Below are 25,307 nucleotides of genomic sequence, written 5' to 3' on the forward strand. Positions count from 1 at the left end.
ATTTACACCACACATTCAAGTCGATTTTTAATAATGATTCTTACTTTATCCAAATCTTTTGGGGTATCAACAGATAATGTAGTTACTTCTGCTTCGATAAATTTAATTTTTTGCCCGTTCTCCAAAAATCTAAATTCATCTATATCTTCCGCTTCTTCAATAGGGCCTCTTTTGGCCTTATAACAAAACTCTAAAGCACTTTTTGTAAAACATTGAACACCAACAAATTTTTTAAAATTAAATTCATAAGTCCCTTTTGGATACGGAATTGGACTTCTTGCCATATATAACCCATATCCATATACATCAGTAACAACTTTAATTTTCGAAATATCAACCGCTTCAAGTGGATTTCTTAAAACCGTCATAAGATTCGCTACATAGTTTGCACTTGGGTCGACATCATCTTTCGGTAATATTTTACATATAGCTTCTGAATCAATTAATGGTTCGTCTCCATTTACGTTTACATAAAAATCTGCATCTATCTTAGTAGAAACTTCATATAGTCGATCTAAATGTGTTTTATGACTTTCTGACGTCATCACTGTTTTAATACCGTGCTCCTCACAAACAGTTTGAATTCGGATATCATCAGTTGCAACATAGACTTCACTTAATTCGGCGACCTTTTTAACTTGTTGGTGTACCCACCATATCATTGGTTTCCCACTTATATCAGCTAAAGGTTTACCTTTAAATCTCGAAGAATTAAATCTTGCTGGAATAACTCCAATCATTTTCATAGGCTTTTCCTCCATATTTATTAAATAGTTGTTTTTTATAACGAACAAAATATTGAAAAAAATAAACTGTTTTTTTACATAAATAATTGATAAAGACTACTTTCGTTCACAATAAAGAACGAATTGTAAACTAAAATTATCACTTATTAATTTTAGTGTCAAATAAATAATAGAATTTTCTGAATTAGATTCCGTACTTTATAAATCTTTTTATAACTAAATAGACTTTTTACCCAAAAATTGTGCATTTTCATTCATATTCAAAACCTCATCGAGATTTACCCTTTCAAATACTTCAAGCATACCGCCTCTTGTGGCATTATAGATTTTAATTTGATGACGGTCAGCGTATTCTTTTGCTTGTTTATATGCACTAATCATTCGAATGACTGCTTCAGATGAGGTTTCCCTGTATCCATAATCTTTAAAATGCTGTGCACTATTAAGAGAATAGTTACAATCTACTCCTATTAAATAAATTTCACTAAATCCCATATAAACTGCTAGTTGAATCATAGAATATGTAATAGAATAACCGTCATAGATTACTTTAAAAGCATCGTCGCTAAATTTTGTTTTATATTTTTTATGAGGAATCATATGGTTTAGCAAATTTAAAGGAAAGACAAAGTAACCATCTGTTACTCGCTTTTGCTTCGAAATAGAATTACTAATAAATTTATATTTTAAATTATATTTTTCAATGGCAGGTTGTAGCAGATTAAATACACCAACATCCTGAATACCATAGTATGTTGGCCTCCAGTCCGTTTCATCGAACACTAAACAGATTGAATTCATGCTTATGGTTACTTCATCCTTTAGTAGTTCAAGATCTTCTACTTTTAAGCTAGGACCAGTAGCTACTATGAAGCATCTCTGACCGCTATGCGAATTTTTTAATATTTTCATTTGTTCATAATGACTATCTTTATTCAGCCTGATGACTCTGAAGAATTTTTCTAAGTTAAAAATACTTCTCGGTAACACATGGTTAAAAAGCTTCGTTTTTGTTCGACTTATATGGTATATAAAAAAATATGTAAATTTATTTTTGATTAATCTTTCTTTGAGCGTCATGATCATTCACCTCTGAATTTAATTACTGGTCTCATTACCATTTTGCAATTTTTTTAGAATGATCGTATTCCATGCTTTCAGGATTATTACTAACATCTAGCTGATTCAGTTTAGTGAGTTTATCTAAAAGTCTAAAGTCGGAAATATTATTATTACTTAGATTAAGTCTTTCCAAATTCATAAAATATTGTATTCCATCTAAATTACTAATATTTTTTCCGCTTAAATCCAATTCTGTAATTTCGTTTAGTTTTGAAATTGAAATCCACTGTTCAAATGGATTAGATAATTTTTCTCTTATTGCTTTTTCCATATTTCGATCAATAAAAGTAGCTACTCCTCCAATTTCTGCTGTCGTATAAAACTCCATGTCGAGCTTTTTAGCTTCTTTTATAATCGATTCCATTGTATCCGGTGATATTCTCCATTTCCCACTCTCTTCTGACTTCTTACCCCAACCAAAATCGTTCCAGTCCACATCATTTGGAAGGATCGAATGACACATAAAGATTACATTCTTGCCCGCTTCTTTTGCTATTTTTAATATTTTTTTTATCGAGTTCACATCATCTAATTTAACTTGGTCAATACAAATTGATGGTACAAAGCCAGTGTGATTAAATGATACTAGATTAGTACTATTCAATTCTCCTCTAACACACTTAAAATATTTCGGTGAAATTTCTAAAACGATATTTTCAGTATAACTAGAATATGGAAATGCGAAAGTAACAGGACTTTTTAGTTTTTCTTTCGACTTTGAATGTGCTTGTTTTTCAACCCAGTTAAATAAAGTTTTAATTTCATTTTCAATCCATGTGCATAATCCATTTTCGTTAACATATTTTGTAGCATTTTTATGTCTAAAGCCATGATGAGCTATTTCATGCCCCATTGCTTGCAACTCAATTATTCTATCTATTTCCTCTTGTGTATGCTCCCTTTGTCCTTCATGATGGTGAAAGGCATTTATATTAAAAGTAACCTTTACATCATAGTGACCAAACATATCTTTTCCGTACTTATACCAATCATTGACTCTAAAGCTATCATCAAATGAAAATGCTATACCCGGTTTATTTATGTATGGCAAATTTTTTGCTCTATTATTTGCTTCAGTGGTACTAGGATTGTCATTTTTAATATCTAAAGTTAACTTTTTCCAAAACTTTCTTTTATAATAAGTAGAAATAATATCTCTAATAGTTTCTTTAATTAGTTTCTTCATTTAGTACCCCACAATCTCTTTATTTATTAAATGATCCTAAATAACAGACATTCCAATTTTCTTTTCTACTGATATTAGTCTACCATTGCTCATTTTAAAAACTGTATCGCAATTTTTAATTGTACTTAATCTATGTGCAATAATAATTAACGTTTTTTCTCCTTTTAGACCATCAATTGCAGTCATGATGTCCTTTTCAGTCTCGGTATCTAATGCTGAGGTCGCTTCATCCATAAAAATAATTTCTGGATTATGATATAGAGCTCGGGCAATTCCAATCCGTTGACGTTGTCCTCCCGAAAGTCTGATTCCACGCTCTCCTACCGGTGTATCTAGTCCTTTTGGTAAACTTTTTACGAACTCTTTTAACTGAGCTTGTTCTAAAGCATTCCATACTGCAAGATCATCAATCTGACTTTTTGGTATTCCAAATGCCACGTTTTCTCTAATTGAATCATCAGTTAAGAAAATTGATTGTGGGATATAACCAATTTTCTTTTGCCATAAAGATTTCATTTCATTTATGTTTTTGCCATCAACTAAAATACTGCCTTTTTCTGGTTCGAATAATCCTAAGATCATATCGACCAATGTTGTTTTCCCTGCGCCCGATTCACCAATAAATGCTACTGAATGGCCTATTGGAATTGATAAAGATATATCCTTTAAATTGTATTCTTGTTGCTCCGGATAACGAAATGAAACATTTTTTAGTTCGATTGAATCTGTAAATGCTTTGATTTTGTACATATGTGAATTAATTTTTTCATTTGTATGAGCCTGGTAAGTTTCATTATTAGTAAGTAAATCCTCATAAACTACAGATAAAGCCGGTTTACTAAAACGAATACTTGTTATTGCAGCCATAACACGGTTAATTGAAGGCATTAATCGAAAGGCTGCCATCCCAAATAAAGCCATTGTAGATACGATATTAGATGTATTTTTACCTTGTAGAATAATAATTAAGACCATTACTAGTACAATCATTACTAAAATGGTTTCAATAAAAAGACGAGGTGATTGTTCTAACATTATTTGAAAACGTTTAATATTGGCATTAATTTGGCTTTTAGTTGTATATGCATCAGCAAAAAAGCTTTCTTTTCCAGAAACTTTTACTTCCTTACTCGCCCCTAAACCTTGATTAACCCATTTAATCATACTTCCACTAACATCTTGTTGCTCTTTCGAAAGTTTATTTACTTTTTTTCGAAACACTTTAAAAAATATAAATACACTTCCTCCTAATAAAATGGAAGCAACAAGAGTTGATAATGCAGTTGTATATAGCAGTAATCCAATAATGCACCCTATTACGAGTAGTTCGGTTAATAACAAAAATGCATTCATAACAATGCCTTGAAAAACACTCTGCACTTCTATATTTACATTTCGAAGTAAATCTGAAGTATTCCTTTGAACATGGAATATGTATGGCTTAGATAAATACGCCTCAAATAGTCTCCTAGATAGCTTAACTTGTTGATTTAAAATAATTCGATTTTGTGCATATTGAAAAAAAAGAATATAGATATTCTTAATAATAAAAACCAATAGTAATATACATACCGAAAATATTAGGAAAGATGTCGTCGATTGGAAATTAAATAGCTTATATAAAAAATGGAGACTAGCATGTTCTTTAATAATAGAAGGATTTGTTACAACTCCTACGAAAGGTACGATAACTCCTATTCCAAAAGTTTCCAAAGCTGCGGCAATGATCATCATAAAAAATAATAAAAGAAATTTTTTCTTTTCTCCTTTGCTAAATAAGAGACGTAGTTTTTTCGTAGTATCTATCAATTCATTCACACCTTTTCTTTCTTAAATTAGCGTTCAGAAAAAATGAACTAAAAGTCCACTTTTGTATTTTTCCATTTTACAAATTCAAAAACTGTTTTATATTCACGAAGGATGTCAATTTCAATTCCAGACTCTTTTAATTCCTTAGCTAATTCGAGCCATTCACTTTCAGGAGAAAATGAATTCTCAGATTTTACTTCAATTAGGTTTTTTAATTCTACCCCTAACACTTTTGAGATCTTTTCCATTACATGAATAGAAGGATTATCATTAATTTCTCGTTCGATATTACTTAAATATGATTTTGAGATATTTGCTTGTTCAGCTAATTGAGTTAATGTAAGCCCTCTTTTTTTACGGATTTTATTAATATTTTTTCCAATCATTATGTATCACCTCTTTTTTTCCATTATTTCGACGTTAACTTATTCAAGCTGTGATAAATATTTTTTTTAAGACAACTAATGACTCTATTTTGCTCTTCTGCTGATAGATTAGAGCCCGATGGAAGACACATCCCTTTTTCAAATAATTGTTCGGCTATATGTTCATTTTCATGATGGGGATAATATTTAGTACTTTTAAAAATTGGCTGTAAATGGAGTGGTTTCCAAACATGGCGAGCTTCAATATTATTATTATTTAATATATTAATTAATGTTTTAGAGGAAATACCTGTTTCCTTTTCGTCTATAGTTAGCGTAGTTAGCCATCGATTACTTTGCGTATTTTCTAATTCAGGCATAAATTTTAATCCAGATATATGAGCCAGTTCTTTAACATATCGATTGAATAATTGTCTCCTTGTACTGACCCGATCATCTAGCACTTGAAGCTGCGCCCTTCCTACACCTGCTAAAAGATTACTCATGCGATAATTAAATCCGCTCACTGAATGTTGATAGTATGGGGCAGGATCGCGAGCCTGTGAAGCTAGATATCGAGCTTTCTCGATCGACTCTTTATTATTTGATACTAAAGCTCCTCCACCAGATGTAGTAATAATCTTATTTCCATTAAAAGAATAAATACCGAAATGTCCGAAGGTGCCGCTTGCTTTCCCCTTATATGTAGATCCCAATGATTCGGCTGCATCTTCAACAATTGGAACTTCGTATTGATTACATAAAGTAATAATTTCATCCATCTTTGCACTTTGACCGTATAAATTTACAACAATTACTGCTTTAGGCAATTTCCCTTCCAAATATGCATCCCGTAATGCCTTTTCAAGGGCTTGCGGTGACATATTCCATGTTTCTGGTTCAGAATCAACGAATACTGGTTTTGCACCTTGATAGAGAATAGGGTTTGCACTAGCTATAAAGGTAAGAGTTGAACAAAAAACGATATCTCCTTTTGTTACATTTAATAAAGAAAGAGCCAAATGAATTGCTGCCGTACCTGAACTTACGACCATTGCTTCACTGGCTCCTACATATGATGCTATTTCTTTTTCAAATGCATCGACATTTGGTCCTAGAGGTGCAATCCAATTCGAATCAAATGCTTCCTGTATAAATTTTTGCTCATTCCCACTCATATGAGGTGGAGATAAATAAATTCTAGAAGATGTCACAAAATTGCCCCCTTTTTATGAAAATTTTATCTCGTAATTTTTATTAATAATTCTCGTTGGGCTTCCTACAGCTTTACTAAAAGAAGGAATATCTTGAATGACTGTTGAACCAGCTCCAATAACTGACCATTCGCCAATCTTAATTCCAGGAATCAACGTAGCAGAAGCACCAATATGAACACCTTCACCTAAAGTGACGCTTCCCGTTAAAGTTGAATTAGGTGAAACATGCGAGAAATTGCCAACAATATTGTCATGCTCAACGATTGAAGCGGTATTAATAATACAGTGGCTACCGATTATTGCTCCTGCATTAATAACTGATTTTGGCATTACAACGGTACCATTTCCTATAATGGCGGATGAGCTGATTACTGAGGATGGATGAAAAATTGAAATGTACTGATCATCTTTTAGCTCTAAGGTTTTAACAATCTTTTTTCTAGCAAAGTTGTCTCCTACTGCAATAACAACTTTAACATCGTGGGCCATTAAACTTTTAATTGCTGAAAATGGTGCATAAATTATACCGTTCTCTTTTTTTTCAAACTCAATCTTTTCATCTAAAATGGCAATAATTTTATGGATTTTTAAAGAAACAACCATTTCTTGAATTACTTTACTATGTCCACCATTCCCTAAAATAATGATTTTCATCTTACATCACTTCATTTGAACCTTTAAATTTTTCCATCGTTACATGGCCTTGCTGGCTAATTCCTTCTCTTTTTATTACTTTAAAAAAAGTTAAGAATAAAATTTTCAAATCGAGTAGATGATTATAATTTTCGACATACCAAATATCCAATTTAAACTTCTCCTCCCATGTAATATTATTTCTGCCATTCACTTGGGCCCAACCAGTTATTCCAGGCTTAACATTATGCCTTATCATCTGATCTTTTGTGTAAAGAGATAAGTATTCCATTAAAAATGGTCTTGGACCAACTAGACTCATTTCTCCTTTTACGATGTTAATTAACTGTGGAAATTCATCCAAACTATACTTTCTTAAAAATTTTCCAAGGCCAGATAATCTTTTTTCATCTGAAAGTGGATTTCCTTGCTCATCATATAAATTACTCATCGTTCGAAATTTATAAAGGTAAAATGGCTTTCCATGTAGCCCAGGTCTTTGCTGAGCAAATAATATAGGGGAACCCATTTTTAGTCTCACTGCTATAGCTACTAAAATAATAATTGGAAAGAATAAGATTAATAGAATTAGTGAAATCATTAAATCCATTATTCGCTTCATATACCTGATCTCCTATATGAATAATTTATTTTGTATCCTCAGAGTTTGCAAAGCATACCGTAAGAATACTTTGCTTTATTTCATTCACAGCATCCTTTGTTTCCATATCATTGAATTCATTACCTTTTTTAAAAATATTCTCCATAATTTTGTATAGTTGCTCTTGTGTTAAATTAATCGAAACCAAAGATACCCCTCGCTTACTAAAAATAGTTCAACTAAAATACATTAATACACTACAATAAGCTGCTTTTGAACTTTGATATTAAGTTAAATATAAACAAAACTCGCTGATTGGCGAGCCTTAGGCGAAGACAGAGGCATAGTTACACTTATATCTTAAAGCCGATACTTGATCGATTTTTCTTCACCATTATCAATTTATCCTTTCTTAATACGTAAAAAAGTCCGCTCCCATTATTTGGTACCGGAAATTGATCATTTTTATTCAAAAAATATGTTCTTTAATTTAAATACTAAATAGAAAATAAAGCTTTGTTTATATCGCAAACAAAAAATAACGAAATTATTGAAGGTTGAGAAATCAAGCGAGCCTTTAAAAAGTGCTCTAGTTTCTTTGCTAGTCATACATTTTTTTATTTCTTTTAACTTTTTGAAAAGACTCCTCCTATATCCTCCCCTAGTTGCTTCATACATTGCCCGAATTAAACCTGTTGCAAATTCTGTATGGATTTTATTTAGATATTCTACTTCTTTAATACTATATTTACTTAATAAACTCAAAGATGCTTTATACACAGCAAGTGCAATATCAAACTTATTATAAAATACTCTCGTTGAGACGCTGTTACTATGTCTAACATAATAATATAAAGGAGTTTCTATACTTAGCCCTCTTCTGGCAGCATCAATATATTCCATATTGAATAAGTAATCCTCTGCTATACTAAATTCCTCATTGAAGAAAATATTATTCCTTTTTATAATATCTGATTTATATATTTTATTAACTGGTGATGCTAATAAATCTGATTTTAGCCAAATTTCCTTTAAAAACGTTTTTTTACTTTCTTTGTCATCAAAATAACATTCAGAAATATTAAATAGTTGAATTACCTCATCTTTTTTTTCAAAGATAGGAAAAACTACTAAATCCGCACTAAACCTCTCTACTTCAAAATTAACAATTTTAAATGTATCTTGAACAATATAGTCGTCGGAATCAATGAACATAATATATTCTCCTAATGCGTTTTGAATTCCATAGTTTCTAGCACTACTAGGTCCTGAATTTGTTTTGTGATAAACTTTTACCCTTATATCACTATTTGAATACTGGTCGCAAATTAAAGCCGATCCATCTGTTGAGCCATCATTAATGAGCAATACTTCAAAATCAATCATTGATTGTGCTAGGACTGAATCTAAACAAGTGCTTAAATATTTTTCAGCATTATACACTGGGATTATTACCGAAATAAGTGGCATTTAAATTTTTACCTCCAATTTTATTAATGCTCGATTATAATCGTAATGGCTTTTTGTAGAATCTGTTATGGCAGTATAGGAATAGCATGAGTAAAGATTCACATTTTACATTTGTAAGTAGTAAAACTAATCGTTGAAAAGAACTGTAGGAATAACTATTTCTAGCTACTGCTTTAAACTCAGGACGGCTAATAAATTTTTTAGTATCTTTTACTTTTTCTAAAAAATCACCAATGTTTTTTATTCCAATACTATTTTGATAGATTATAAAACTAAACTCCATAAGATAGTACGAATTTAGCTCTCTTAGCGTTTCCGACTCTACTTCAATCCCAATAAATTCCCTTAACTTTTGATACAACAATATTTGTGCTATTTCTTTTTCCTTATAAAACTTTTGTGTTAAGCTCCCCGGTCTTTGATGGTAAATATATAAGGGCTCCTCATATATAAAAACTCTACTACATTTAGAAAAATATTCTATATTAAACAATGCATCCTCTCCGATCAGCAAATCATCATTAAATTTAATATTATATTCATTAATGATTGATTTTCTATACAGCTTATTAACTGGTGAGTAAGCTAGACCGAATTTAAGGAGGAGAACAAATTCATCTTTTATTTCTTCATCTAGTGAAAGCTTCGTCGTACAACAACTAATAGTATTTAGGTTAGCTTGATCTATTCTTTTCATTCCACATACAACGATATCAGCATCCTCACTTTCTACAGATTTTAGTAATTGCTCCACCATTTTTATTTCAATTAAATCATCACTATCAACAAATTGTATATAATCACCTTTTGCTAATGATATTCCTAGATTTCTCGCATTTCCTGGCCCATTATTAGAGGTATGGAACACTTGAATTCTGTTATCTACCTTCGAGAGCTCATCACATATTTGGGCACTATTATCAGTAGACCCATCATTGACTAATATTAATTCAATATTTTTATATGTCTGATTTAAAATACTATCTATTGTTTTAGCTAGATACTTCTCAGAATTAAAGATCGGAACAATTATACTAACTAAAGTTTCATTAGACATTTTCAAATAACACCTCAATATTAGAAATCATGGAGTCTAAACTAAATGCTTTGCTTCTTTCCGAACCTTTTTTTGCATAAATTTCGGTTAATAGTAATTTCTTTTCAATAAACTGCTTAAGTCCGCGATAAATACCATCCTGGCTATTCTCTACTAATATTCCGAACTCAGAGTCTCCAATTATTTCTGCAACCCCTCCACAATTAGTAGATATAACTGGGAGCTCTAAAGCCATTGATTCAATTACCGAAATACATAAAGCTTCATTTCTTGACGATAAAATAAATGCATCACTTCCATTTACATATTTAAATGGATTGCTTTTTGCCCCTAGGAGCGTTATATATTCATTTAAACTTCTTTCATTAATCATGTGTTGAAGCTCTTTATTTAATATTCCGCCGCCAACAATATAAATATGGAAGTTTAGTAGCTTTTCGTTAACTAGCTTTTCAGCAGCGAGGATTAAGCGATCAATTCCTTTTTCGTAATTCAGTCTGGAAATTGTAGAAAAAATAATTTTATCAGAAGAATAGTCCACTTCTTTTTGCGCATTTGATAATAACCGTACTTTGTCTAAATCAATGCCATTATAGATAACACTGTAATGATTTACATTACCAATAACTTCCCTAAAGCCTTCAATACACTTTTCTGAAACAAATACGATGCGATTAAATTTTGAATAACAATCTAATTGCTTTTGCTTTGTTCTATGACTTTCAATTCCATAGTTTTGGTATGACATATCGCCATGTATCCATGCAATTTTTAATGATTTTTTATTAGGAGAAGCAGCTACAATCTTCTCTGGCATGCCGGTTTTAAAGGAGATCTCAATATCGAACTCTTCTTTAATATTTTCCTTATAAATTTTTTGGGGATCCATATATCTAATAATTCTATAAATCCCTTTATACTGTCTTCTAAACCATCTAATCCTTTTTACACTTTTACATAGTTGGTTACTCATTTCTCCACCATCAAATAGTGTAAATAAAGTGATTTCATATTTATCTTTTGGCAGATTATTTATTATATCAACTAGAACTTTTTCAGCTCCTCCTAAGACCATCTTATCCACAACAAATAATACTTTTTTCATAAAAGTCGCTCCTATAACAGCTTTAATGATCTTTGGTAAACATAATTTTTAACAAGGGCAGTTTTAAATAGCATTCTCATAAGTGGATATCCAGCATAACTAAACGGAGCTAATATTCGAAACGTAGTTGGTATATTTGAACCTTTAATAAAGAAAAAGCTATTTCTCCTTACCTCTTTAGCCAGATTCGATCCAAACTCTTGAAACTCACAATTTTCATATATTGACTCGGACTTTAACATATCTAGTAATGAATTCATCTTTGATAAATTTAATCGCCATAATAATTTCCCACTAAGTTCCGGAAAGCACTGGTCAACATAGGCTTTAAACTCACTAAAGGCTTGGATACAATCTAATTTTCTTACATTATATTTTGACCTTAAAATACTTCCTTCTCTTTGAACATAGTAATAGCCTATTTTATTGGAGTAAACTAGCTTATCTGCACATGCGAATAGTTTATAAGTCGTAAAAATATCTTCATATAACTTACCTTCTGGATACCGAATGTCTCGAAATAAAGTAGCTTTATATAGTTTATTAACTGCGTAATGTTTAATAAATTTCTCTTCGATTAATGCATTTAAAGCTTCTATTTTGTTTAGTACTATTGAATGTTCCACTAAACTATCGCATTCAGTGTAATCGTTATAAACTTTCAGAACTGCACACATCGCAATCTCACAGTTATGTTTATTAATTTCTTCAACAAGATGTTCATACATATCAATTGCAATATAATCATCTCCATCAATAAATCCTACATAATCCCCGGTGACCAAATCTAGTCCTGCATTTCTAGCAGAACTTAGTCCACCGTTCACTTTATTAACAATAATAATTCTCTCATCAGTCTTTGAGATAGTTTGAATGACATCAATGGTTCGGTCCGTAGAACCATCATTGACAACTATAATTTCAAGCTGTTTATATGTTTGCTCAGTAATCGATTTAAGACATTTTTCAATATAATTCTCAACATTATAAGCCGCTACTATAATACTTAACTTCATCTTATCGCTCGCCTTTTATTAAAGATTTTCGCTGACAATAATATAAATACACTATTATTAGTTCTAAGTATTAGTTTTATGAGTTTAGTAGTGATATCTTTATTCTGTTTTTTGATCGTTAATTCCTTAACTTCATTTCTATTAATAACATCATTAATTTGTTTTAACTTTTCACTGTAGGAAAGATTACAGCTAGTTTTATAAAAATCCATAAAATAACCCATGATATCCCTAATTAACATTTGGTCTACCATAAGTTTGTTTTCTGTATATAATTCCCAGTAAGTTAATAATTCCTTTATTTCACCGATTAGCTTATATCTTGTTTCAAGTCGATTGATTCTAAACCGCGATACAAGTCCTTCATCTTTTTTTACGCAATAATTTACTAGAGCCTTATTTATAATTTTTACATATGATACTTCCCGTATTACGGTTAAGTTAAACTTTAAATCTTCTCCTATATTTAAAGTAGGATCAAATACTATTTGATTCTCTTTTAAATAAGTAGTTAAATAAACCTTATTCCAAGGTGCATTAATCATTTCATTCATAATTAGCGAAACTGCATAGCATCTAAATGACTTCTCATTTGAGAAGTAAGTCGATTCGCTATTTGGGAGTCTCCTTGAAGACTTATATTCGGACTCCACATTATACTCAAATATAATTAGTTGGGTCTCTTCACTTATGTCGTTAAATATTTCGTCAAATGCATTTTTAACATAATAATCATCTGCATCTAAAAAAGTAGTATACAGCCCTTTTGCCTGCTGTAGCCCATAGTTCCTCGCATTGCTTACGCCGGAATTCGGTAAATCAAAAATTTTAATACGGGAATCATCTTTTGCTATTTTATTCATTACTTGTAAGCTATTATCTTTTGAACCATCATTTATTAGTATTAATTCAAAATTCTGTAAAGATTGATTTAAAACACTTTTAATAGCACGACCTATGGTCTTTTCAGCGTTGTACACTGGTACTATTATTGTTAATAACGATGGCATCATTACTTTTACCTCCCTTACTCTTTAGGCTAAGATAATAAAAAAGGATAAAGTAAAACCATAAAACGGTTCTTCGTAAGTCATTAATACCAAGTCCGTAGGCAATTAATGAAACTACAGCACATAAAATATAAACATTTACAGAAACCATTTTAGTTAACTTTTTTACTAAAATGATGTAGGCAATTCCTCCCATAATACCACCTTGTGTTAGTATTTGCAGAAAAGTATTATGCGCTTCATAGCCAAAAAATACTTCTTGCCCACTAAATGAACCAGGCCCTAGCCCAAAAATGGGAGAGTGCTTCCAAGCCTTAATGGCGTTCCCCCATATGATTAGTCTATTCTCACCGTTTGTATCACCTTTAAAGAAATCATTAATAAACAATAAAATGTGCTCATAGTTTATGATTAGCATTATCATAACAAAGCAGAAAAAGACTATAATGATACTCTTTGATCGACTCAGTCCTTTTAAAATCTCTAAAACTTTCAATACACAGAACAATAATGTAGTTATTACCCAAGACGATACTAAAGTAGAAGATGTAGTCGCTAAGCCAATTTTTATACATAAAGCTATTCCAATTAATGCTACAAGCCTATAAAATAGATTGCGCTCTTTTACGAATAGATATAGTCCAATAAAAGGTAACGGCGCAACGAAATAAGCAAACTGGTGATAATCATTGGCAAATGGAGAAAAAATATCTGATCCTGCATACGTTAATGGAAAGCCAAATAATGTATACATTCCTTTTAAGTAAATAAAATACAAAGCTCCAATTATAGAAATTCCTCCAAAGTAAATAAAGCGTAATAACTTATACAGGTAGGAAAAACTGCTTTTCTTAAACGCTAACTCAAAAGTAAAACATAAAAATAAGATAACTAGATAAGACATAAGATCAAATTTGATCTGCTGTGGATTAATTGCTAAAATGGTATTCACCGCATACCCAATTATGATAATTGCTATATAATAAAACCAAAATATAGTAAATAAATGCTTTTCAAATGAGATATAAATATCACGCTGACTAAATAATTGTGTCATGCAAAAAAATAACAAAATGGCTTCACCAATTCCAAACATGCCGATTCTTAAAGTAGTAAAACCAAAGAATAAAATCATTATTAAAATAAAAACATACTGTAAATTAAAAGTGATATCTTTTTGTAACCTTACATTAGTTTTCATAAGAACACCTATAACATCGTATTTTTTTACCCATATACTTCTAAGAGATCTTCCATGACACGTTCTACGTTATAATCTAGAATAAATTGGTATGCATTTGCACCCATGTCATTTAATAAGTCTCTTTCGTTGAATAATATTTCAATTTTTTTTGCAGTTTCCTCAGGAGAGTTAACATTAACTAAAAATCCATTTTTTGAATCGATTACTAAATCCCTTACACCTCGTATATTAGTCCCAATTACTGGTTTTTCACATGCCATTAATTCCATGATATTCCTCGGAAGCCCTTCTCTAAGTGAAGTAAGAATTCCGATATCGCAAGCTATTATAAGCTCGTTAATATCTTCCCTAAAGCCTAGTAACTGAATATTTCCCTCTAAACCTCGTTCATTAATATCCTTTTCTAAATTAAAGAGTAACGGCCCATCACCTGCGCAAATTAGTTTAATATTAATTCCTTTATTTCTCAGAATTTCAACCGCACTAATTACCTGTTTATGATTTTTATTTTGATTAATCTCAGCTATCATAAGAATGACAAAATCATCCTTTTCTATATTTAATCTACGTCGAATCTCGTTTTTTTCTACGTTATTAGGTTTATACAGACCTAAATCGAGACCAACTCCATTTAACTTATAGGCTTCCTTCACTTTAAATTTTTGAGCTCTTTCATAATCTTCTGAGTTCATTGTGATCATTTTATCAGTGAAATGGACCATTAATCTTTCGATAGGATAATAAAAACCCCAATTTAAAATTGGGGCACCTTTATAAAAATGAAAACCATGAACAGTATAGATTGTCTTCAATTTAGGAAATTTCACTTTGAGAAGTCTACCATATAGTGCAGCTATTGGAGTGTGGACATGAACAATATCATAGTTAAACTTTTGCTGGATTTTAATAAGCTCCAATAAAGCTTTTATATTTATAGGGTGGAACGGATTTCTTTTAAAAGGAATATCAAATATTTTAACTCCTTTATTTATAAGCGTTTGATTTACCTCCATATCAATTGAGCAAGCGCAGTCTACTAAATTCCCCTCATTAACAAGTTTTGCAATATGTGGAACTAAGAATGCATTAATCGTTCTACTTATAGTAGTAATATATAGTATTTTAATAATGATCCCCACTTTATTTATCTATAGAGTTTGAAGTAATTCCTTTTGCTCCATTCGATTATTTGCAATTTCTAACAACTTTTCTCTTAGAAGTTCTTTATCATAAGTTGAATAAGTTAACATTATTTCGTTAATTTCCTCTATTAATAAATTCGATGTTTTTCCAATATAAATTTTAGGGTGTACCTGTTTTTCATATATCTCTTCCTCATTTAATAGTTCCTCAAAAAGCTTTTCTCCTGGTCGAATTCCTGTAAATTCAATTCCAATCTCTTCTACGGTATTTCCAGAAAGCTTGATTAGATTTTCAGCGAGATCCAATATTTTTACTGGCTCACCCATATCGAGAACGAATATTTCTCCTCCTTCGGCTAATGCTCCAGCTTGGATAACTAATCTTGATGCTTCCGGAATCGTCATAAAATATCTGACCATATCAGGATGCGTTACTGTAACAGGCCCACCTTTCTCTATTTGTTTTTTGAAAAGTGGAATGACACTCCCGCGACTGCCTAATACATTGCCAAATCGTACGGCAACAAATTTGGTCATACTGTTTCTATTCATATTTTGAATCATCATTTCAGCAAGTCTCTTTGATGCACCCATTACACTTGTTGGATTTACAGCTTTATCAGTCGAAATCATAACAAAGATTTCAACCCCAAACAGATTTGCTGCATTGGCAACATTTACCGTTCCAATAATATTGTTCTTTACAGCCTCTTCGGGATTTCGTTCCATTAAGGGTACATGTTTATGTGCGGCAGTATGATAAACAACATTTGGTCGATACTTTTCCATCACTGATTTCATTTTTACATCATCTTGCAAATCCGCGATTTCAGTAACGAAATCAATTTTGGCTGTTTCGAAAGTTTCTTTTAATTCCATTTCAATTGTATATATGCTATTTTCACCATGCCCTAACAACACTAATGTTTTTGGATTGAACTTTGAAACTTGGCGACAAATTTCAGAGCCAATTGAACCACCAGCACCGGTTACTAACACAACATTATTCGTAATTGAATTTGAGATCTTATCTATCTCTAGAACAATTGCCTCCCGCCCTAATAAATCGTCAACTTTAACTTCCCGGAATTGGTTGACAGATACCTTCCCAGTTACTAAATCTTCTATCATAGGAAGAACTTGTGTTGTAGCCTTTGTTTTTGTACATTCTTGGAAAATCTTATTTAGCTCTTTTCTATGAAGTGAAGGTATAGCAATAATGATATTATCAATGTTTAAATCTTTTACAAAAAACTCAATTCTGTTTACTCCACCTACAACTGGGATACCTAATATATGGAGATTTTGTTTTTTCAAACTATCATCAATAAATGCAACAGGAAGTAACTCTGAATCTAAATTTTTAATTAGCTGTTTAGCAACCATTGTACCGGCTGCTCCAGCACCAATTATAAGCGTCCGTTTTTTATTTACTTCTGCTCTTTTATACGATAAATCTCGATAAACTCTCCAAAACAACCGTGCTCCGCCAATTAATAAAATATGTAAAAACCACGTTACGAATAAAAGTCGATAATACGTGTCCTTCAACAAGATTTCCTGTACTACCGCAGTACAAATGATTGAATAGGTAATTGATTTTGCAATAATAATTAATTCTCCAATGCTTGCGTACTCCCACGCTTTCTTATATAGCTTGAATAAAAAGGAAAAGAAATGATGGCTTAACAATAATGTAATCGAACTAATGACAATTGGAATCGTAATAACATCAATTGTTGCATTTACTAAAAATCGGCTGAAGAAAACAGTTGTTAGAACAATAAAAGAATCTACAAAAATAATAAATGAAACTCTCTGCCTATAAGTCATAAAGCCAATTCCTTCCCTTCTATCCTTTTCTTAGCTATGAAAATTGTTTGTGTTGTTTGTTATCTTTTAAAAGGGATTCTGAGATTACTAAAATCTATTACCTTTATAGAAGAATCTCTCTTAGTGTAATAGCCTCCCAATGCTGTAACTCAAAACTCATTTTAGTAAATATCAACACCTGTCATGATCAAAGCCAAATGTTAAATTACTTAGCTATACCGTTTATTCATAAAACGATATAGCTAAAAAATCTAAAAAATAGGCATCTAACCTGCCCTCACACCACACTTTCGACGACTTGCGTCTAAGGTCTATTCAACCCACAGCATAACCGAGTGCCTTCATTGATAAAGGTTAGAAGACATCACCTATAGGCCTTCCGTAGCAGCCTTTGTTCGTTATAATGAACATCTCTTTATACTAAACTATTAACATATAGTGTAAATTACTTATTATTTTCTTTCGTTTATAATTACACCTAATATTTTTATACTGTTTAATAAATTTTTTTGAGCAAATGCTATTTCTTTATTTTTCGTTTTCCCCCATTGAGCTACTAGTATTAACCCATCACCATAATTAGCTAAAATTTTTGCATCTGCAAACTCAAGTGCAGATGAGGTATCAATTAATATCACATCAAATTTATCCGTAGCCTTATTAAGTAATATTCCCATTGTTGATAATGCCAATAAATCAGCTGGACTATACGGAACCGGTCCGCTTGGTAATAAACTCAATCCACTAGTCTCAGTTTCAACAATCACTTCATCAAGAATTGTTTTTCCTAATAGAACACTACTTAACCCAACAAAATTACTAGTTCTAAATGAGTTATGTAATGATGGACTTCTAAGATTTGCATCAATCAACAGAACTTTCTTCCCTAATTGCGCTAGTGATATTGCAAAGTTTGATATTGTTGTTGACTTACCCTCTCCTTGATTTGGGGAGGTAATAATTAAGACTTTGTTTTCTTTTAAATCAATTGATGATAAAAAATTAGTACGAAGTGTCCGGTATTCTTCTGATATCTTACTGTTTTTATAGGTTGCTGCTACTAGATTTAAATATTTAGTTGAGTGAGATAGCCTTTTGCTCATTATTCCCATATGTTTCTCCCCTATCTTCAAGTCTTAACATTTCACCTTTTTCAAGAGATGTATTCTTTTTATTGAACTTTGAAATAGTCCCAAGTACTTGTATACCTAATAATAATTCAGTAGCTTCCTCTGATTTTACTGTATCGTCTATAAAATCAAGTAAAAATATACATCCAACACCTGCAATAATTCCAACAATCAAACCAAGTATGGCCTTTTTCAAATAATCATTATTTGTTGGCTGATCATTTATTTGAGCATAGGAATAAATTTTTATATCTTTAAAACCTAAAATTCTCGGTATTTGTCTTTCAAACTCATCGGCAGTCCTATTTGCAATTTGTGCTGCTAAACTAGGATCTGTATCAACGACCTTTACTTCTACAAGCGATGATCCTCCGACGCTTTCAGGTGTTATGCGCTTACTTAATTCATCTGAAGTAATGTGTAATTTTAATTCACTCACGACATTATCTAATAAAGATGGCTCTTTTATCATAACTAAAAGGGTATTCATCATCTCAGGTGTTGTTGCATTTACAATTAGTTTAGAGGATGCTTCATATTGCGTCTTTGTAAAGTAATAGCTATAAACTCCCCCTATTGCAGAAAAAAAGATAGAAAAGATGACTGGTATCCAAATTCGTTTTTTTATAAGCTCAAATATCCTTTTTACACTTAACTCATTTTCCATATATTCACCACTTTCGACTTTTTGTTCTTATTAAAGAATGTAGTAGTAAAAATTTACCATTATTTAATGAAATTGGTTCATTATTCATTTATAAACTTTATATATGTAAACATGATAATTCTTTATAACGAACTAGTCAATCACCCCTATCTATAATTTTCTAAATTTTAAAAAATTTTACAAACATATAAGAAAATTTTACTTATCATTAATTAAGTCAACATTTAAATATATTAACAACTATTTGATCTAATTCCACTTTTATAAGAAATACTACTTCAGTGAATTAAAAAATTCTAATACAAAGATATTAAAGAGGAAGCTAGTTCTTAATAAAGAATACATTAGTGAAACCATTTGATTTTAGGGGAGATTAAGATGAAAAACCGAATTGAACAATTAGACTCGATTCGTGGAATTGCGGCATTTTGTGTACTAGTTAGTCACGCAATTTCATTAATACCACTGGCAGTACCAATCGACAAAGCACTAAAGGCAACAGGCATAACCAATGCCCACGGCGCAGTAATGTTATTTTTTGTATTAAGTGGATTTGTTTTATCAATACCTTTCTTGTCTGCTTATAAAGTAGATTATCCTTCATTTCTCATTAAAAGATTATTTAGAATTTATCTACCATACGTTGTATCGATAACATTAGCGATTATTCTATCTCAAATATTTTTAGCAAAGAAAATCGGAAATATAAGTGGCTACATTGATAGCCAGTGGAAATCTCCTCTAACTAGCAAATTAATAGTCGAACATATCTACTTAGTTGGAAATATACATGCTGATGCATTTAATGGCGTAATTTGGACATTAATTCATGAACTAAGAATAGCATTAATTTTTCCATTTATCGTTTTACTAGTTAAACGGATCAATTGGAAACTAAGTATATTAATCTGTTTTGCATTGACTAGCTTGAAGGCACTAGACATTGTATTTAAGATTGAAAAATCGAATGGATTCCATATTTCATACATTGATACTCTATCTTATATTTCTATATTTATTTTAGGAGTAATATTAGCAAAGCATCGAGTTGAGCTTGTTAACTACTTCCAAAAACTAAAACTCAAGTATAAAATTTTGTTCTTCATATTCTCTATTTTACTATTCAATTTTTCTGGTCTAGCTATATATGATATATATGAGGTAACTAAGTTGCACCCATTTACAGAGTTTTCCTTAATCATCCAAGAATACGGTATGGGATTAGGAGCTGTAGGACTTTTTATCGTAGCAATAGGGTCAACAAAAGCTGTAAAAATATTAATGTACAAACCGATTCACTTTATAGGAAAAATTTCATTCAGTCTATACTTATATCATCCAATTGTTTTATTAAGCTTCGTGCATCTATTTTATTACATTTTACCTTTATGGGTTATTTTTTTACTGACAATCGCTTTTTCAATCCTAATAGCTTATATTGCTTGGAAGTTCGTTGAAGTTCCATGCATGCAATTAGGTAGAAAATTAGTTAACCAAAGAAGAACAATTCAACCACACAAAATAATGACAGAAAATCATTAACAAATTATATTACTATTCAAAAACAAAAGGACTGTCCTAAAAGTCAAGATAACTGACAATGGGAGGTCCCTTTTTTTAAGTTGATACATATCTGTTATTATATAGATTATTGGAAGACTAACAGCTTTTTTACTTACTATTGATATATTACTAAAGGTTGAAAAGGGACTTTTTTTAATGCTACATATTCTTATAAAAAAGCGGATGCCCCATTTTTGGAACACACACTTTAATCCCTCTTGTTATTAATTAGCTTTATCCCGTATGATATAAGGATTAAACCTAGAATAGTAAGCAATAAATAGATGCTAAAGCGTTTATGAATTTCTTTATAAATATATCCTACTAATGGAAGTTTAACACCGCTATATACTGCAACAATACTACCTCTTTCTATGATCCAAGGGTCTTGAATCTCGTTTGCATCTCCTTTAGTTCGGTAGACTAATTCACCATCTTCATTTATGACCTCGTTTATTCGATGTGTAACGAGGGTTTCTTCATTATATGGCATTTTGAAAGTAATAATATCTCCTGTACTAAGCTTAGTTTCACTTGTCATATCTTTTACAATTATTACTGAACCTGTTGGAAGCGTTGGCTCCATTGAACCAGATAACACATAGTAAACTTGATGGCCAAAAAATGTTGGAGGTTTCCCTTCTAACTTACCTTGTATTATTTTATAACCTAAAGTTAGTAGTATGATAACTAGTAGAATATTTATAAACCTACCAAATACTCTCATCATCCTTCTTCTTTCTAACAAAGCTAGCACTCTAAATGCAAGCCTTTTTACATAATCACTTCCTGTCCTACTATCCTATGCTATAACTATTAACTTGGTCCCTACTCAATAAAAATAGACTTCTAAATTAATGTGAAAAGAGCCAGATTTTTTCGAAAAACTCTTGTAACCAGCTAGAAATCAATCATTTGGGACTTTGTCTAGCGCTTAGTTAAACCTAGTTTAGTCAAACTATTTTTATTACTCTATCCTATATGAAATATCTAAAATAATTCTCATTGCCTTATTATTACTACTAAACGTCCCTATGTTTTTTCTATACTCCCCTTTAAGAACCAACTCTCGTTTTTGCCCTTTAACTAAGCCATCTAGTTGGAAGTGATACCTTGAAAATTCAACTAAAGAAATTTTCCCATCTTTATTAAAATCCAAACCGAGAAGTTTTAGTGACTGTAGCGTATAAAGCCGGTCACCAAATTGAATTGTCTGGATACAAATATATTGACCTTCCTTACGACCATTTTTTTGTCTAAGTAGACTTTGCAAAGTAATCCTAGTTATATCTTTATTTCCTGTATTCTTTAAGCTATGTTTAATTTCAACCGGTATACCATTCTTCTCATGCTGCTTTAAATAAATTAAGTCGGTTGTCTTTTTCATTTTTTTGTTTGATAAATCTAACTGAATAGTTGTGTAAGGATCTGTACTAACAGTGGTCGAAAATTTAAAGTAGACTAGTGAACTTGCTAATAATACTAATAGTCCAGAAATAACAAAAAATAATCCTAATTGTTTTTGTTTTTTGTACCCCATTTTCTCACACCTTACCGATTTAATCTCACCAATACGTTCACTATTAATTTATTAACCAATATTTATTATATGTATAAGAAAATGGAAATTAATTAGAAATTGTTAGTACTTTGCTACTCTCAACAGACTAATATATTGATTTTAAATGAAATTTAAATAAAGCTAGTATGAAGAATTTTATTATATTTAGGCTATTTAAGGGGAATCTACCTTTATCCTATATTGAAAGGAAGTTACTAAATGGAACAAACGCTTTATGAAAAATACGGTGGAGAAGAAACAGTTGGAAAAGTAGTAGATTACTTTTATGATGAGCTAGTCCTTAAAGATGAAACAGTTAATCACTTCTTTGCAAATACGGATATGGATAAACAACGTCGGCACCAGACAAAATTTATTAGCTTTGCTTTAGGTGGTCCTAACCAGTATACTGGTAAATCCATGTCAAAAGCCCATGAAGGAATGAATATCCAGCCTAATCATTTTAACGCAATTGCTACTCATCTTCATGACGCACTGGCGCATTTTGGAGTTAGTGAGTCAGACATTGATCAAGCCTTAACGAAGGTCGAATCACTAAGAGACGATATTCAATACAAATAATGTCTCATTAGAAAAGCTACTACCGCAATAGGTAGTAGCTTTTTATGTTTCTCTATTTCCAAAATGTACTTTCAAACTCAACTAAGTCATGGTAAGGATATAATGGTTTTAGCAATCTTGCTTTTGTCCATAAATCTGTCGTTTTTTCTAATGCTTCTAAAGAAGACTTATAGTTCTCATCAACCGTAATATATTTTACGTTACCTAGTTGCTGAAGTGAGTATCCGGTGATTTGTTTAAAGAAGGTTTTACTTGCATAGTCTAATGGGTCACCTTTTACGATATAATTTGTAAATAACGGTTTATAAGATTTTTGGATTTTTTGTGTTTTCGCTTGAAGTTTTTTCGAACCATCATCTAATAATACACCTAATGAGTTAAATGTAACGCCCTGTACAAATAGATGATTTTTCAATTGTTTATCGTGATTCAGCTGATATCCTACATATTGAGCTAAATAGCCTCCGAATGAATGGCCAGTAACATACACGCTTGCATGATTATTCTCTTTTTTATTTAAAATTGATTTTACCCAATCATATGCTTGTAATGCTTGATCATCCACAGCTACAGGCGAGCCATTTTCTGGAGATTCAAATCCAACTAATCGTTGATAAATATCCTGCAAATTAATTTTCTTTATTCCACTAAATGCGAATAGTAAACTATTATTTTTATTGTTCTTTAATGCAATTGCAGAAAAACCGATATTACCTGAGGTCATAGAAACTAATCTATAATCACTCAAACTTTTATGAATTTGAGTTAATAAGGGATCGACTATACCTTTATGTTCTTTTAAGCTTTTACCTACGTCTTTACTTAGAAATGCTTCATAAGAAAGTTCAGACGCCGCCAGTAATACCCCGTCAGGAAGTTTTTCCAGCTCTCTTTGTTCTTGTTGACTACAACCGCTAGTCGTTGAAAAAAATGTGAGTACTATTACGATAAAAATAACTACACGAAAATTCATAAGTAACCTCCCATCGGCTTTCTCTCTCTCCATATTATGTCCACTACCATATGACATGTTCATCTTTTTCCCAAAAAAACAAAAAAATATACAAAAAAATTATTGACAAAAATATTTTGTAGATGTTATTATATTAATTTTGATATTTGATTTATTAATGATATACTTATGTTATTAGAATTTTCGGAGGTGGGTACATTGTTCAAAATTGGCGATCAAATTATTTACCCTATGCAGGGAGCTGCAGTAATTGATTCCATCGAAGAGAAAGTTATACAAGGTGTAACACAACAGTACTACATAATTAACATTCCATCCAGCAATTTAAAGCTGATGGTCCCTCAAGGGAATGTGTCAAATACGAAAATTCGTTTAGTTGAAGACCACAAATATTTAGAAAATGTATTAGATGACTTTACAAATGGTCTTCCCGATGAATCCTTATCATGGAAACAAAAATATGACTTAAATATGAAAAAACTAAAGTCTGGCGAATTACTCGCAGGAGCTCAAGTTGTACGTGATCTAACACTTCAAAGTAAGGAGAAGCCTTTAAATCCAAGCGAAAGAGAAATGTTAGATACTGCAAAACGAATGTTTGTTGGTGAACTTAGCTTAATTAAAGGAATTTCCCAACTAGAAGCAACCGAATTAATTGATTCTGCATTAAAATAAGATATATGTAAGAAAAAGAGCTTAACTGAGCTCTTTTTTTTTGCGTAATTTTAGGAAATTAGAAAAATAATTTTTACTATGAAGATTTAGTTTGTACATATTTATTGCAGAAACCGTGATTTTATCGCAACTGGGCCAATATATTTGAGGTCCCAGCAAATTCCATTCTTCATACAAAACAAAAAGACTGCTAACAATAATGTTAGCAGTCCTTCATTTCACACAAAAGTGAAAATTATAATTTAACTACGTTTTCAGCTTGAGCGCCACGGTTACCTTGAGTGATCTCAAAGCTTACTTTTTGGCCTTCTTCAAGTGATTTGAAACCGTCGCCTTGGATAGCTGAGAAATGTACGAATACATCGTCTCCACCTTCAACTGCGATGAATCCGAAACCTTTTTCTGCGTTAAACCATTTAACTGTACCTGTGTTCATTGTACGAACCTCCATATATACCTGTTTTTTTACACTTAATGAGTATTGTTAAGAAAAAATACACACATTAGAACAGGATGAAAATTCGTCCCTTATAACACATGAATTGAATTAACCAATTTCTTATTAAGTATGTCCCTATCGTAACACAAAATGAAATGAAAAACAAATTGTGCACGAAGAATAATTAAAATTAGTCGATTA

26 protein-coding genes are annotated in these 25,307 nt (G+C 31.2%); 3 read left to right on the top strand and 23 right to left on the bottom strand.

The features are described from left to right. Positions 1-2 precede the first annotated feature (2 nt). The 19 genes from ACFCYN_RS00945 to ACFCYN_RS01035 form a co-directional block, all read right to left on the bottom strand. Positions 3-746, bottom strand: a complete 744-nt coding sequence (locus ACFCYN_RS00945) for a 3-deoxy-manno-octulosonate cytidylyltransferase (RefSeq protein ID WP_172446387.1) — start codon at positions 744-746, stop codon at positions 3-5. A 216-nt stretch (positions 747-962) separates the two neighbouring features. Then, positions 963-1,826 (bottom strand): 6-hydroxymethylpterin diphosphokinase MptE-like protein, encoded by an 864-nt coding sequence (locus tag ACFCYN_RS00950; RefSeq protein ID WP_375946983.1) that lies wholly within the window; start codon positions 1,824-1,826, stop codon positions 963-965. 34 nt (positions 1,827-1,860) lie between these two features. Further along, entirely contained in the window at positions 1,861-3,054 is a 1,194-nt protein-coding gene (locus tag ACFCYN_RS00955; RefSeq protein ID WP_172446389.1) for a polysaccharide deacetylase family protein, read from the bottom strand. 36 nt (positions 3,055-3,090) lie between these two features. Then, complete coding sequence (locus tag ACFCYN_RS00960; protein WP_375946986.1) at positions 3,091-4,863, bottom strand: ABC transporter ATP-binding protein; 1,773 nt, start codon at positions 4,861-4,863, stop codon at positions 3,091-3,093. 47 nt (positions 4,864-4,910) lie between these two features. Continuing rightward, the gene (locus tag ACFCYN_RS00965; protein WP_172446391.1) at positions 4,911-5,249 is read right to left on the bottom strand and encodes a helix-turn-helix domain-containing protein; all 339 of its coding nucleotides are present in this window, start codon (positions 5,247-5,249) and stop codon (positions 4,911-4,913) included. A 23-nt stretch (positions 5,250-5,272) separates the two neighbouring features. Further along, complete coding sequence (locus ACFCYN_RS00970) at positions 5,273-6,406, bottom strand: DegT/DnrJ/EryC1/StrS family aminotransferase (protein ID WP_172447734.1); 1,134 nt, start codon at positions 6,404-6,406, stop codon at positions 5,273-5,275. Positions 6,407-6,457: 51 nt separating this feature from the next. Continuing rightward, complete coding sequence (locus tag ACFCYN_RS00975; protein WP_375946988.1) at positions 6,458-7,099, bottom strand: acetyltransferase; 642 nt, start codon at positions 7,097-7,099, stop codon at positions 6,458-6,460. A gap of 1 nt (position 7,100) precedes the next feature. Beyond that, positions 7,101-7,700 carry a sugar transferase gene (locus ACFCYN_RS00980; protein ID WP_172446393.1) on the bottom strand — a complete coding sequence of 200 codons (600 nt, stop codon included), beginning with the start codon at positions 7,698-7,700 and terminating at the stop codon, positions 7,101-7,103. Positions 7,701-7,725: 25 nt separating this feature from the next. Then, positions 7,726-7,887, bottom strand: a complete 162-nt coding sequence (locus tag ACFCYN_RS00985) for a YwzD family small protein (RefSeq protein ID WP_172446394.1) — start codon at positions 7,885-7,887, stop codon at positions 7,726-7,728. Positions 7,888-8,144: 257 nt separating this feature from the next. Further along, positions 8,145-9,149 carry a glycosyltransferase family 2 protein gene (locus ACFCYN_RS00990; RefSeq protein ID WP_375946990.1) on the bottom strand — a complete coding sequence of 335 codons (1,005 nt, stop codon included), beginning with the start codon at positions 9,147-9,149 and terminating at the stop codon, positions 8,145-8,147. Positions 9,150-9,183: 34 nt separating this feature from the next. Continuing rightward, a complete protein-coding gene (locus ACFCYN_RS00995; RefSeq protein ID WP_375946992.1) occupies positions 9,184-10,206 on the bottom strand; it encodes a glycosyltransferase family 2 protein in 1,023 nt (340 codons plus the stop codon). Next, on the bottom strand, positions 10,199-11,311 hold the full coding sequence (locus ACFCYN_RS01000; protein ID WP_375946994.1) for a glycosyltransferase: 1,113 nt from the start codon (positions 11,309-11,311) through the stop codon (positions 10,199-10,201). Before ACFCYN_RS01000 ends, ACFCYN_RS00995 begins: the two co-directional genes overlap by 8 nt. 11 nt (positions 11,312-11,322) lie before the next feature. Continuing rightward, on the bottom strand, positions 11,323-12,327 hold the full coding sequence (locus ACFCYN_RS01005) for a glycosyltransferase family 2 protein (RefSeq protein WP_172446398.1): 1,005 nt from the start codon (positions 12,325-12,327) through the stop codon (positions 11,323-11,325). After that, complete coding sequence (locus ACFCYN_RS01010; RefSeq protein WP_375946996.1) at positions 12,324-13,340, bottom strand: glycosyltransferase family 2 protein; 1,017 nt, start codon at positions 13,338-13,340, stop codon at positions 12,324-12,326. Before ACFCYN_RS01010 ends, ACFCYN_RS01005 begins: the two co-directional genes overlap by 4 nt. Next, positions 13,294-14,538 carry an O-antigen ligase family protein gene (locus tag ACFCYN_RS01015; RefSeq protein WP_375946998.1) on the bottom strand — a complete coding sequence of 415 codons (1,245 nt, stop codon included), beginning with the start codon at positions 14,536-14,538 and terminating at the stop codon, positions 13,294-13,296. Before ACFCYN_RS01015 ends, ACFCYN_RS01010 begins: the two co-directional genes overlap by 47 nt. A 26-nt stretch (positions 14,539-14,564) precedes the next feature. Beyond that, a complete protein-coding gene (locus ACFCYN_RS01020; RefSeq protein WP_375947000.1) occupies positions 14,565-15,680 on the bottom strand; it encodes a glycosyltransferase family 4 protein in 1,116 nt (371 codons plus the stop codon). Positions 15,681-15,689: 9 nt separating this feature from the next. Next, on the bottom strand, positions 15,690-17,516 hold the full coding sequence (locus tag ACFCYN_RS01025; protein WP_172446402.1) for a polysaccharide biosynthesis protein: 1,827 nt from the start codon (positions 17,514-17,516) through the stop codon (positions 15,690-15,692). 452 nt (positions 17,517-17,968) lie between these two features. Then, the gene (locus ACFCYN_RS01030) at positions 17,969-18,628 is read right to left on the bottom strand and encodes a CpsD/CapB family tyrosine-protein kinase (RefSeq protein ID WP_216853929.1); all 660 of its coding nucleotides are present in this window, start codon (positions 18,626-18,628) and stop codon (positions 17,969-17,971) included. Next, positions 18,591-19,313 (bottom strand): YveK family protein, encoded by a 723-nt coding sequence (locus ACFCYN_RS01035; protein ID WP_172446403.1) that lies wholly within the window; start codon positions 19,311-19,313, stop codon positions 18,591-18,593. The genes ACFCYN_RS01030 and ACFCYN_RS01035 overlap by 38 nt, the downstream gene beginning before the upstream one ends. A 378-nt stretch (positions 19,314-19,691) precedes the next feature. On the opposite strand from ACFCYN_RS01035, the gene ACFCYN_RS01040 reads away from it, so the two are divergent. Continuing rightward, positions 19,692-20,855: an acyltransferase family protein gene (locus ACFCYN_RS01040; protein WP_172446404.1), complete on the top strand. Its 1,164-nt coding sequence runs from the start codon at positions 19,692-19,694 to the stop codon at positions 20,853-20,855. A 229-nt stretch (positions 20,856-21,084) separates the two neighbouring features. On the opposite strand, the gene ACFCYN_RS01045 is transcribed toward ACFCYN_RS01040, so the two are convergent. Both ACFCYN_RS01045 and ACFCYN_RS01050 read right to left on the bottom strand, forming a co-directional pair. Further along, positions 21,085-21,603, bottom strand: coding sequence for a signal peptidase I (locus ACFCYN_RS01045; protein ID WP_172446405.1), 519 nt, complete (start codon positions 21,601-21,603; stop codon positions 21,085-21,087). 240 nt (positions 21,604-21,843) lie between these two features. Beyond that, a complete protein-coding gene (locus ACFCYN_RS01050) occupies positions 21,844-22,416 on the bottom strand; it encodes a hypothetical protein (RefSeq protein WP_375947003.1) in 573 nt (190 codons plus the stop codon). 240 nt (positions 22,417-22,656) lie between these two features. Here ACFCYN_RS01050 and ACFCYN_RS01055 point away from each other — a divergent pair, with 240 nt between their 5' ends. Beyond that, the gene (locus ACFCYN_RS01055) at positions 22,657-23,019 is read left to right on the top strand and encodes a group I truncated hemoglobin (protein WP_172446407.1); all 363 of its coding nucleotides are present in this window, start codon (positions 22,657-22,659) and stop codon (positions 23,017-23,019) included. A gap of 52 nt (positions 23,020-23,071) precedes the next feature. Here ACFCYN_RS01055 and ACFCYN_RS01060 read toward each other — a convergent pair whose 3' ends face one another. Beyond that, positions 23,072-23,992 (bottom strand): alpha/beta hydrolase fold domain-containing protein, encoded by a 921-nt coding sequence (locus tag ACFCYN_RS01060; protein ID WP_172446408.1) that lies wholly within the window; start codon positions 23,990-23,992, stop codon positions 23,072-23,074. A gap of 189 nt (positions 23,993-24,181) precedes the next feature. Here ACFCYN_RS01060 and ACFCYN_RS01065 point away from each other — a divergent pair, with 189 nt between their 5' ends. Further along, positions 24,182-24,667, top strand: a complete 486-nt coding sequence (locus ACFCYN_RS01065) for a CarD family transcriptional regulator (protein ID WP_257131767.1) — start codon at positions 24,182-24,184, stop codon at positions 24,665-24,667. Between the two features lie 235 nt (positions 24,668-24,902). On the opposite strand, the gene cspD is transcribed toward ACFCYN_RS01065, so the two are convergent. Continuing rightward, the gene (gene cspD, locus ACFCYN_RS01070) at positions 24,903-25,103 is read right to left on the bottom strand and encodes a cold-shock protein CspD (protein ID WP_025568675.1); all 201 of its coding nucleotides are present in this window, start codon (positions 25,101-25,103) and stop codon (positions 24,903-24,905) included. Positions 25,104-25,307: the final 204 nt, after the last annotated feature.

Origin of the sequence: Gottfriedia sp. NPDC056225, assembly GCF_042267765.1 — a bacterium.
Lineage (GTDB): Bacteria > Bacillota > Bacilli > Bacillales > Bacillaceae_G > Gottfriedia.